Source organism: Adhaeribacter sp., from assembly GCF_057359045.1.
Genome location: NZ_JBMQUD010000099.1, coordinates 1 through 11,102, shown reverse-complemented (window position 1 = coordinate 11,102; position 11,102 = coordinate 1). Strand labels below are relative to the sequence as shown.

General features: G+C 42.5%; 12 protein-coding genes. 6 read left to right on the top strand and 6 right to left on the bottom strand.

Features of this window, described 5'->3' with window-relative positions; genetic code table 11:
* Nucleotides 1-921 (top strand): lyase family protein (locus ACO1R6_RS15410; protein WP_486265834.1); only part of this gene is annotated, 921 nt, incomplete at its 5' end.
* 72 nt (nt 922-993) lie between these two features.
* Here the strand turns inward: ACO1R6_RS15410 and ACO1R6_RS15405 are convergent.
* Together ACO1R6_RS15405 and ACO1R6_RS15400 are read right to left on the bottom strand one after the other, a co-directional pair.
* Nucleotides 994-1,674, bottom strand: a complete 681-nt coding sequence (locus ACO1R6_RS15405) for an HD domain-containing protein (RefSeq protein WP_486265833.1) — start codon at nt 1,672-1,674, stop codon at nt 994-996.
* A gap of 4 nt (nt 1,675-1,678) precedes the next feature.
* Nucleotides 1,679-2,842, bottom strand: a complete 1,164-nt coding sequence (locus ACO1R6_RS15400; protein ID WP_486265831.1) for a hypothetical protein — start codon at nt 2,840-2,842, stop codon at nt 1,679-1,681.
* 217 nt (nt 2,843-3,059) lie between these two features.
* Between ACO1R6_RS15400 and ACO1R6_RS15395 the strand changes: the two genes are divergently transcribed.
* The gene (locus ACO1R6_RS15395) at nt 3,060-3,584 is read left to right on the top strand and encodes a DUF4468 domain-containing protein (RefSeq protein ID WP_486265830.1); all 525 of its coding nucleotides are present in this window, start codon (nt 3,060-3,062) and stop codon (nt 3,582-3,584) included.
* A 60-nt stretch (nt 3,585-3,644) separates the two neighbouring features.
* Here ACO1R6_RS15395 and ACO1R6_RS15390 read toward each other — a convergent pair whose 3' ends face one another.
* From ACO1R6_RS15390 to ACO1R6_RS15380, 3 genes are all read right to left on the bottom strand, one after another.
* Nucleotides 3,645-4,628, bottom strand: a complete 984-nt coding sequence (locus ACO1R6_RS15390) for a sugar phosphate isomerase/epimerase family protein (RefSeq protein WP_486265829.1) — start codon at nt 4,626-4,628, stop codon at nt 3,645-3,647.
* Between the two features lie 276 nt (nt 4,629-4,904).
* Complete coding sequence (locus ACO1R6_RS15385) at nt 4,905-5,114, bottom strand: DUF551 domain-containing protein (RefSeq protein ID WP_486265828.1); 210 nt, start codon at nt 5,112-5,114, stop codon at nt 4,905-4,907.
* Nucleotides 5,115-5,363: 249 nt separating this feature from the next.
* Nucleotides 5,364-5,786, bottom strand: coding sequence for a hypothetical protein (locus ACO1R6_RS15380; RefSeq protein WP_486265827.1), 423 nt, complete (start codon nt 5,784-5,786; stop codon nt 5,364-5,366).
* Between the two features lie 144 nt (nt 5,787-5,930).
* Between ACO1R6_RS15380 and ACO1R6_RS15375 the strand changes: the two genes are divergently transcribed.
* The 4 genes from ACO1R6_RS15375 (at nt 5,931) to ACO1R6_RS15360 (ending at nt 9,599) form a co-directional block, all read left to right on the top strand.
* A complete protein-coding gene (locus ACO1R6_RS15375; RefSeq protein WP_486265826.1) occupies nt 5,931-6,902 on the top strand; it encodes an aldo/keto reductase in 972 nt (323 codons plus the stop codon).
* Between the two features lie 61 nt (nt 6,903-6,963).
* Nucleotides 6,964-7,611, top strand: coding sequence for a 3-keto-disaccharide hydrolase (locus ACO1R6_RS15370; RefSeq protein WP_486265824.1), 648 nt, complete (start codon nt 6,964-6,966; stop codon nt 7,609-7,611).
* A 185-nt stretch (nt 7,612-7,796) separates the two neighbouring features.
* Complete coding sequence (locus ACO1R6_RS15365) at nt 7,797-9,203, top strand: Nramp family divalent metal transporter (RefSeq protein WP_486265822.1); 1,407 nt, start codon at nt 7,797-7,799, stop codon at nt 9,201-9,203.
* Nucleotides 9,204-9,215: 12 nt separating this feature from the next.
* A complete protein-coding gene (locus tag ACO1R6_RS15360) occupies nt 9,216-9,599 on the top strand; it encodes a DUF2784 domain-containing protein (protein WP_486265821.1) in 384 nt (127 codons plus the stop codon).
* 45 nt (nt 9,600-9,644) lie between these two features.
* Here the strand turns inward: ACO1R6_RS15360 and ACO1R6_RS15355 are convergent, their stop codons facing one another.
* Entirely contained in the window at nt 9,645-10,979 is a 1,335-nt protein-coding gene (locus ACO1R6_RS15355) for a Na+/H+ antiporter NhaC family protein (RefSeq protein ID WP_486265820.1), read from the bottom strand.
* Nucleotides 10,980-11,102: the final 123 nt, after the last annotated feature.

The window sequence follows — 11,102 nt, the reverse complement described above, 5'->3', positions numbered from 1 at the left end:
ATTTCGCTCAGCGAAGAGCATAAAGATAAACTGCTGCCTGGTTATACGCACCTACAAATTGCCATGCCATCGTCGTTTGGTTTGTGGTTTGGCGCTTACGCCGAGAGTTTGGTAGATGATCTGCTTTTGCTGCAGGCGGCTTATAAAATCAGCAATAAAAACCCGCTGGGTTCGGCGGCGGGCTACGGTTCTTCTTTCCCGCTTAATCGCCAAATGACTACCGATTTATTGGGGTTTGATGCATTAAATTACAATGTGGTGTACGCCCAAATGGGCCGCGGCAAAACCGAACGGAACGTGAGCAGCGCTTTGGCTTCGGTGGCCGGAACTTTGGCGAAATTAGCGATGGATGCCTGCTTGTACATGAACCAGAACTTTGGCTTTATATCCTTGCCCGAAGAACTAACCACCGGTTCCAGCATTATGCCGCACAAAAAGAACCCCGATGTGTTTGAAATTATCCGGGGCAAATGCAATAAATTACAAGCCTTACCCAACGAAATTGCCTTAATAATTGGCAACTTACCCTCGGGCTATCACCGCGACCTACAAGTGGTAAAAGAAAGCTTTTTGCCGGCCTTCCGGGAACTGCAAAGCTGCCTGGGCATGATGACGTACATGCTAAAGAATGTTATTGTAAAAGATAATATATTAAAAGACGAGAAGTACAGCTACTTGTTTAGCGTGGAAGTAGTAAATAATGAAGTGCTGCAGGGTGTACCTTTCCGGGAAGCTTATAAAAAAGTAGGCGGCGCCATTGCCGATGGCTCATTTGTGGCTCCGGCTACCGTAAACCACACCCACGAAGGCAGCATTGGCAACCTGCATAACGATAATATTAAAGTCTTAATGGAAGAGGTGCTAACCGGTTTTAATTTCCGGCAGGTAACCGAAGCCATAAACGAATTGGTAGCCGGTTAACGGCTACCTTTTTTCATTTTACACCAGGTTTTATCGCTTCTCTTTTATCCTTCTATCCAAAAGCACCTTCTACTATAAACTTTTCTCTTTTTCATCAACTGCATTAATATCCCATTCCTGGTAAAATTGGTACAGGTAAGAAAGCATATATTCGTGCCGTTCTTCGGCCAGTTGCCGACCGGTTGTAGTATTCATGCGATCTTTTAATAAGAGCAGCTTTTCATAGAAGTGGTTAATAGTCGGGCCATTGTTGTTTTTATAAGCCGCAAAAGAGGCGTGATTTTCTGGTTGCATTTCGGGGTTATGCATTTCGCGGTGTTTAAAGCCACCATACGCAAAAGCCCGGGCAATGCCAATGGCTCCAATCGCATCCAAACGATCGGCGTCCTGCACTATGGCCCCTTCTAAAGTGCTCATAGGGGTTTTTACCCCGGCTCCTTTAAAAGAAATTTGGTTTATAATCTGGCAAACAGCCGCAATTACACGTTCCTCTACCTGTTGGTTCTGTAAATATTCCCGGGCTACTCTTTCGCCGGCCATTTCGTCGCCATCATAAAATTTCCAGTCGGCTACATCGTGCAGCAAAGCGCCCAACTGTACTACTACTAAATCGGCTTGCTCGTTTTTGGCCAGGTACAAAGCATTTTGCCAAACCCGGTAAATATGCCACCAATCATGCCCGGAGCCTTCGCCGGAAAATTTTTCTTTGATGTAATCGGCAGTAGTTTGTACAATATCTTCGGGATAATGCATAAAATTAAATAATGGGCGCGCGTTTAAACTCTTTTGTTTCGTCGAACAGTTTGCGGTAAGTTATGTGGGTTTTGTAAATAGTGGCCCCAATTTGCTCACATACCCGCATCATTTTGGGGTTAAAATCACCGATCCAGTTCATCACAATATCATCGTAGGGCGTATCGTCGCGGAAGTAAAATCCATTACCAGAAGCCGTGATCATGGCGGCCTCCACGCCTTTTCGTTGGTGCTCCGGGGCAATACCAAATACAATGCCGGTAGCCCGGTTAATAACGCCACGCCAACGGTAATACAAAAACTTGAGTTTACCTATTAAATCCAGCTTACCATTTACGTATTTAAATACCTGGTTCAGTTCCGGAATGGAGATAAAAAAGCCAATAGGTTCGGCTTTATAATAAGCAAACCACAACAACCGCTCATCCATAACGGGCTTCATTTTTTTTAGGATGGTTTGGGCTTGCGCCGAGCTCATTTCTTTTACCCCCGAGTGTTTGGCCCAGGCTTTATTGTATACTATCCGAAAGTCTTCGGCGTAAGGAACCATATTCTTTTTATCAATGTGCCGGAAAGTATAATCTGGATTAGAAAGAATAGCGGTTGATTTATCGAGATAGCGCGGCTCCAGCGGAATTCTGGTTTTGCGGATATAGGTATATTGTTTAAAGTAGGTTTTAAACCCATATTGCTCAAACAATTGCTGGTAATATGGAAAATTATAATTGGTGGTATAAGACGGCGGCGAAAATTCTTCTACGAGTAACCCCCACCATTTATCGCGGTCACCAAAATTTATAGGCCCATCCATAGCTTCCATGCCGCGATCCTGTAACCATTTTTTACAAGCATCAAACAAACAGTTGGCCGCTTCCTGGTTATCAATACAATCAAAAAAACCCATGCCGCCGGTGGGTTGGTCGTTTTTATTCGCCGTTTGTTCGTTTACAAAAGCGGCAACCCGCCCAATGGTTTGGTTTTGCTTGTCTTTTAGCAACCACCTAATGCAAGCGCCTTTGCGCAATAATTTATTTCTTTTGGGGTCGAAAACAGCTTCTATGTCGTCGTCGAGCGGACGAATATAGTTGGGATCGGGGTGGTAAAGCCGAACCGGGAATAATAAAAATTCTTTCTGGGTTTCTGAATTGGTAACTTCTATCAGCGTCATGTTATTGGCTGGCGTGGATTCCGGTCCGAAAATTACTTAAATAATAAATACTTCGGCAAATTATTTGCACTTGCCATAAGAACAAAGGGTTTAACCAATTTGCTTTATCTTAAAAATATTAATATATTTTATAAAAATTTTAGAATTACTTTTAAATATATAGCTTTTTATATATTTTTGTTTATCAAATATTTAACCCCACCATTATTTAAACTTTATGCTAAAAGCATTATTTTTTGCCTTGTTTCTTTTGCCACTAACCTTGTTGGCCCAAAAGCTCCCCACCGACTCTATTAATGGCCGCATTACTTTAACCGAAACGATAGCTAGTCCCGGTCTTACCCAAAAGGACCTACACGATAAAACACTGGCGTGGCTGGCAAAATTTAAAGCGCCGCAATCGGAGGTGCAACAGGAAAAAGAAGATATGATTGTATTTAAAGGCTTTAAAAAGGTTAATGTTAAAACCGAAGATGTAAATACTTCTTATCCGCTGCACTTTAACTTAACCATTACTTTTAAAGATGGTGCTTATAGCTACAAAGCCACCAATTTTTCGCCAGACGGTATCAATTACTATACCCACCAATCATTAAAACACCCCGACGAGCAAAAATATAAGAACAAAAAAGATAAAGCCACTTACGCCATTGTTTATGAAGCTTATAACAACGGTATGTTAAGTGTAGGCAAAGAGCTTAAAGCTGCTATGAAACGCCCAGCGGTAACGGTTAAGAAATAATTATTGGTAATAAAAAAGTGGGTCAGGCGTAAAATCCTGACCCGCTTTTTTTGCTATTATTTAAGCCATTAAAGCCTTGCGGGCAAATTCTACGCATTTAGCTGTTTCTTTTACCGCATCAGAATCGGCCGGAATGGGATATTCTAATTCTATTGTAGCCGGAAATTTATATTTATTTTTTTGCATTAACTGCAATACCTGCGCAATGGGGGTATCGCCTTGCCCCCAAGGCACATTGGCGCCACCGTTGGCTTTAGATTTCCGGTCTTTGGTGTGCATGCTCACAATATTTTTGTGCTTAGCCTGTAAAAACGGAATAGGCTCTAAGCCGGCGGCCACATAATGTCCCATATCAAAATTTATGGCATTGTAATCAGATTGCGCTAAAGCTTCGTCCCAGGCGGTAAAGGTTTGTTGTAAGTGGCCGTGGTAACCTACATAAACTTTATTCCGGGCAGCTATTGCCCCCAGGCGTTTGGTTTGTTCGGCGTTGCCTGGCAATTCTACAGTAGCCTGGTTAGCACCCAAAGCTTTGGCCGCCCTTAAGGCATAATCCACTTCGGCATCGGTATTTTTTGGACCTAATGCGTTGGGTTTAAAGCCGTAAATACTTACCCCGGCATCTTTATACATTTTTTTAAGCTGCTCAAATTTGGTCATGGGCACGCTGGCGCGCCAGGCCGCCATTTTGCGGGCGTATTCTTCTTGTTCGGCTTTTTGCTCGGGCGTTGCCTGCTGACCGCGCACAAAGTTGGGGGTAGCTGGTGCACCGGCAAAAGCTTCGGCAGCTGGCCCCATTAACTCAATGGCGCTGATGTTACAGTCCAGGCAATACTGCAAAACTTGTTCGGCACTGCTGGGCATACTGCGCCAGGAATAACTAATTACCCCTATTTGCACGCCCTTAAATAAGGAATTAGGTTTACCTAAATTTTTAATGTAAGCGGGTGCAGCCAGCAGGGGTTTAGCGGCTAAGGTTAGCCCGGCAACGGCCAAAGCTGCCGTTCCTAAAAATTGTCGCCGCGAAATGTCTTTATTCTCCATAAATATTAGTATAGCCTAGGGGTTTGTAAATATTCTTTGCAAAAAAGCTTTTAGAAAGTAAAATATCAATTTATTTCGGATTAATCTTTATGCAATTAAATATTTTAGCAAATATTACCGCGGTGTTTAATAACAACAAATAATTTTACACCTGGCTATTTTATAAAAATTTAGCCGGATCCAAATTTTAAGTTTTTACCCTTAAAACTTAGATCCGGCTATTATCAAATTAAGGCGATGTAGCTGGTGGATAATAAATATCTAATCAGGTCAGAATTATTCCTGGTAAGGTTCCGGAAAAGGTGCCCAGGCCTCTACCATTGAAAAGCTATAAGTGGGCGAATTAGGCGTATCAGAAAAAATTATCCGATTATCGCCGACTACCCAGCAGGGCGACACTGTTTTTTTCCCGTTCTGGTCCAACGTCACTAATATTTTCTGATGCTCTTCCGGCATTTTTTCATTTCTCTTTATCCAATTAATCATCATCTAAGTATTTATAAGTAATAAAATCCAAAATCTATTACAGGTAAATACTTAATTTTCTGAATTTTGTTAAGTTTAAAAACGTAAAAAAGCGATAAATACGTATTTGTTCGGATAAAGCTACAGCTGCTTTTTAAATTTTTCTTAGACCATCAGGCTTGGTTCATTTAAAGAATTTACACCTACTTGTTTTAATTTAATTAATCAGTAGCCTAAGGCTGCGCAGGAAATTAAAAAAGTTTTAACCAGCTAGCGCTTCACCCGCACTTTTTTCCAAAAGGTAGTTTCCGGAGTTTTTACTTCAATGGAGTACAAACCTGGGTTTAATTTGCCAATATTTATAAGGTCGGTTTGCTTTTCCTGGCCCGGTACAATTAAACTGGAATATAAAATTTTACCGGCCGTATTTTTCACAAACAAGGTACCGGTTTCGGATAGCCGTTGGTCGAAATTTAATAATATATTGCCGGTGTTTTTATCGGTGCGTAGGTTAATGCCCGACAAGGAAGAAGCTTCGTGAAAATTATATTTTTGCCCACTAGTAACAATTGGGGTTATTTTTTCGTCGGGCTGCGCATTTGTTTTATGGTTTACGGGTGCTACCTGAGCAGTTAAAATATTACCGGTGCTAAATGCCAACGCAATTAGGATAAAAAAAGAAAACCTATTCATAAAAAATCTTTAAAGTCATGCAGAATTCAGAAGGGATAATGCATATTTCGTTCCAATAAATATTAAAATGCGCCAAGGAATAAAATTAACTTTAAGCGGCGCAAAAGAGTAGACTTAAACAAACGCTAAAAAATAATTTAAACTATGGAGTACAGAAGATTTGGCCGGACCAATTGGGAAGTAAGTGAAATTGGTTACGGCATGTGGGGCCTGGCCGGCTGGACCGGTTCTGAAGCATCGGAATACGAGCGGGCCCTGGATTTATCGGTGGAGCGGGGTTGTAATTTTTATGATACGGCCTGGGGCTACGGCGAGGGAAAAAGCGAAGAAGTATTGGGTCAGTTGCAAAAAAGGCACCCCGGTAAAAGAATGTACTTAGCCACTAAAATTCCGCCTAAAAATTTTATATGGCCATCTAAATCGCATTTTACCTTGCAGGAATGTTTTCCCGCCGACCATATTAAAGAGTATACCGAGAAAAGTTTGCGCAACCTGGGTGTAGAAACCATCGACTTACAACAATTTCATGTGTGGGAAGATAGCTGGGCCAACCAAGACGAGTGGCAAAGGGCTGTAGAAGACTTAAAAAAAGAAGGCAAAATACAGGCCATGGGCGTAAGTGTAAACCGCTGGGAGCCTAATAATTGCTTGCAAACCTTAGAAACCGGTTTAATAGATGCCGTACAGGTTATTTATAATATTTTTGACCAGGCACCCGAAGATTTATTATTCCCTACCTGCGAACGGCTGGACATAGGCGTAATTGCCCGCGTTCCTTTCGACGAAGGCACGCTTACCGGTACCTTTACAAAAGAAACCACTTTCCCATCCGACGATTGGCGCAGCACCTATTTTGTACCGGAAAATTTAAATGCCAGTGTAGAACACGCCGATCGGCTGAAACCATTATTACCACCGGGTATGAACATGCCGGAGCTGGCTTTAAGATTTATTCTGGCAAATAAAACCGTGGGCACCATTATACCGGGTATGCGCAAAGTCAGAAACGTAGAAGCCAACATGGCGGTAAGCGACGGCAATGATTTACCCGAAGAGTTTTTAGTGCAACTGAAAAGCCACCGGTGGGATCGTCAGCCTACTGAATGGTCGCAATAAATATTGCTGGTATAAATAAATCCGGCTAATTATTTTAACAAAGATTAAATTTTTAAATATTATGAAAAAACTTTTATGCTATAGCCTTTTTGTATTGCTGCTTTTTGGTTGCGGCAGCGCTAAAACAGGCAGCTCCAGTAGCGAAAAAGGCTGGATTACTATTTTTGATGGCCGCACCCTAAATTGGTGGAAAGCCAGCGAAAATCCGGAAACCTTTAAAGTGCAAAATGGCTCTTTGGTGGTAGAAGGCGACCGTGCCCACTTATTTTACATTGGTCCGGTAAACAACCACAATTTCCGGAATTTTGAGTTTAAAGCGCAGGTCATGACTACTCCGGGTTCTAATTCGGGCATGTACATCCATACCGAATACCAGGAACAAGGCTGGCCCGCTAAAGGCTACGAAATACAGGTAAATAACTCCCATTCTGATTGGCGGCGCACCGGCAGCCTGTACGCCATTGAAGATGTGAAAGAGAAACTCGTAGACGATAATGTTTGGTTTACCCAGCACATAATTGTGAAAGATAAAAAAATTACGATTAAAGTAAACGACAAAACGGTAGTAGAATATACCGAGCCGGATAATGTAAAACGCGATCGCGATATGGCCGGTCGGCTACTCAGCAGCGGCACGGTTGCTATTCAGGGTCACGACCCCAAAAGTAAAGTATATTTTAAAGACATCATGATTAAGCCTTTAGATTAATTATAAGTGTAATGCCAGACTATTTAAAAGCTGCGGAGAATGTATCCGCGGCTTTTTTGCTTTTTTATTTAGTGAATTATAACATTATATAATAGTAACTTAATATTTATCAAGCTTTTAGCTCTATTAATAGGCAGGATTAAAATAAAATATTATCTTAAAAGCCCAAGCTTTTCACCTGCCCTATGCCACTGCAAATCTTAAAAGCTAAAACTTCTACTGCCCCAATACCCGAAGGACTTCCGGACCCCTATGTAATAACTGACGCCCGCATTAAAGAACCACCCACTCACCTGCGGGGAATATTACGGCACCTGGGGCCGGGGTTTGTTTTGTCGGCGGCTATTGTGGGTTCCGGCGAACTGATAGCCACTACCGCTTTGGGCGCGAAAGCCGGTTTTATTACCTTCTGGATTATTATTCTGAGTTGTTTGGTTAAAGTTACCCTGCAGTTAGAGTGGGGCAAACACGCCATTCATTCCGGCGAAACGACTATGGCGGCCTTAAATAAATTGCCCGGTGGCAAAATGGGTCAGGTAAGTTGGAGTATCTGGCTTTGGCTGGCCATACAGGGTTTTAAATTTTTACAGATGGGCGGCATTGTAGGCGGCGTAGCTATTATTTTAAATATGGTAGCACCGGTACTAAGCGTTCCGGCTTGGGCCCTTACCATTACCTTTATTACCTGCTTGCTCGTTTACAAAGGATATTATCGGGTAGTCGAAAAATTCTCGCTGCTCATGATGCTTTTCTTTACTGTGTTTACCCTGGCTTCGGTTTATTTTTTGCAGTTTACCCCCTTTAGTATTTCCTGGGCGCAATTACAGCAGGGGTTCACGTTTGACCTGCCCCCTCAACTTGTGGTGGTAGCCATTGCGGCTTTTGGCATTACCGGCGTAGGCGGCGACGAAATTATGTACTACAATTATTGGTGTTTAGAAAAAGGCTATGCGGCTTATGCGGGCCCAAAACAAAATAGCCCGGAATGGCAAAACCGGGCCAAAGGCTGGATTAAAATTATGTATTACGATGCCTTTTTTGCCATGGTCATTTACACGGTGGTTACGGCCGCCTTTTATGTGTTAGGGGCAGCAGTATTGCACCGCCAGCAACTAGTACCCGAAGGCTATCAGGTTATTAAAGTATTATCGGATATGTATACTCAAACGCTGGGACCTTGGGCAGAAGGAGTATTTATGGTAAGTGCTTTTATGGCTTTGTATTCTACCTTGTTTACTGCCGCCGCCAGTTTCAGCCGTATTTTTACCGATGCTTTTGCCCAACTAGGCTGGCTGCAGTTTTATCATGTACCATCCCGCAAAAAATTTATTTCTGTTTTGTCGTGGATATTTCCGTTTGCCTGGTGTACTTTATTCATTTTTATAAAATTACCCGTGGGCATGATTTTAATTGGCGGCTTCATGACGTCAGTTTTGCTTTTGCTGGTAGTAATGGCAGCTATCCATTTCAGGTACCGGCGCTTGCCACTAAGTTTAAAACCCACTTTAATCTACGATTTAGCTTTTTGGCTGAGTGCCGGCACCATTGTCGCGATTGGTTTATACGGCATTGTGCAGGTAATAAAAGTTTAAGGTAATCTGGTTATGTATTTACGCTTGTTGGATTTATTTTTAACCTGTCTGCACCTGATTATTATCGGCTTTAATCTTTTTGGTTGGATTTGGCCCCGTTTCCGGAAATTACACCTAAGTTTAATTATTGCTACGGTGGCCTCCTGGCTGCTGTTGGGTATTTGGTTTGGTCTGGGCTACTGCCCTATTACCGATTGGCAATGGCAGGTAAAAGAAAAGTTAGGTGAAAGAGATTTACCTAATTCTTTTATAAAATATTACGCCGATTGGCTTACCGAATTGAATTTTGAGCCCACCGTGGTCGATGCCTGGACCGCTATTTTATTTGGCGCGGCAATTTTGCTGGCAGTTTACTTTAATTTTATCAGACCAAAAATAAAGAAAACAGCAGCTTAGGTTTTTTAAGTCATTTTTACCTTTTTAATTATAGCCTGGTAAATATTAGCTGGCCGCCGGTTCGGCCGTGGGCTGCCGCGCCAGGTATTTATCTATAAAAGGGGTATAAATAGCCAGTAAAGTAAACCCGAATAATAGATACAAATACCAGGCATGTGTTAAAACCTGGATAAAAGAAACTGAGTTTTTGGTGAAGCCAATAATTAGCAGCATTTGGGCACCGTAAGGCAGTAAGCCTTGCACTATACAAGAGAAAATATCAATTAAGGCGGCAGTTTTGCGCTTATCTACGCCGTAGGTATGGCTAATTCCTTTGGCCACGGGTCCGGTAACCACAATCGAAACGGTATTATTTGCAATGGCGGCGTTGGTGCCGCCCACCAAAGCTCCCATACCTAATTGCGCCGATTGATGCCCCCCAATGGCTTTGCTGATTCGGGCAACCAGGAAGTTTATTCCGCCGGCGGCTCTTACCATTTCGGCTAAACCACCCGTAAGTAGCGATAGCAGAAATATCTCGATCATGCTGGTAAAACCTTCGTAAACTTTTTGGGCAAACAAAAGCGGTTCTAAACTACCGGTAGCCAAACCCATTAAACCCGCTGCCAGTGTACCTGCGGTAAGTACCACAAAAACATTTATTCCCGAAATAGCCAAGCCAATTACCAGCAAGTACGGAATAATAGGTAAAAAAGAAAGAGCTGGTGCCGCGGGTAAAATAGCTGGTGTGGCCGCTGCATACTGACCTGCAAATAATAACAAGAAACCGGTAAGCAAAGCCGCGGGTCCGGCAATCAGAATATTTACTTTAAACTTATCTTTCATGCTGCAATCCTGTGATTGCGTTGCCGCTATGGTAGTATCCGAAATAAAAGATAAATTATCGCCAAACATAGCTCCGCCCAGCAAAGAGCCCAGCATTAAAGGCATAGATGTGTGACTTTGTTCGGCTAAGCCCACCGCAATGGGTCCCAGCGCCACAATACAACCTACCGAAGTGCCCGTAGCCGTAGAAAGAAAGCTGGCGAGTAAAAATATGCCTAAAGCGAGATATTTTAGGGGTATCAAGGTCAGGCCCAGGTTTACAGTAGCATCTACCCCGCCCATAGCTTTGCTTACGGTGGCAAAAGCCCCGGCCAGTAAATAAATCAGGCACATGGTCATAATCCGGGAATCGCCGCAACCCCGAATAAGCGCATCTACTTTAGCCTGTACGCTACCGCCTAAAATTAAAAAAGCTACAATTATGCCCAACACCACGGCCACCGGCGAAGGAAACGCATAAAAATCGCCGAGGCCAATACCAGCGCCTAAAAATGCCATTACAAAAACCAGAAAAGGAACTAAGGCAAAGCCTCCGCTTTGTTTTAAATTATCCATGAATAAATGCCTGCTTTCCCATCCTACTCAAAAACAATTTTTAAATACTTTATAAGATTGAAAATGGCTAAAGTGAAAGATAAAATATACCTAAAACCCTGTTAAAACTTTAGTAAGATTGAT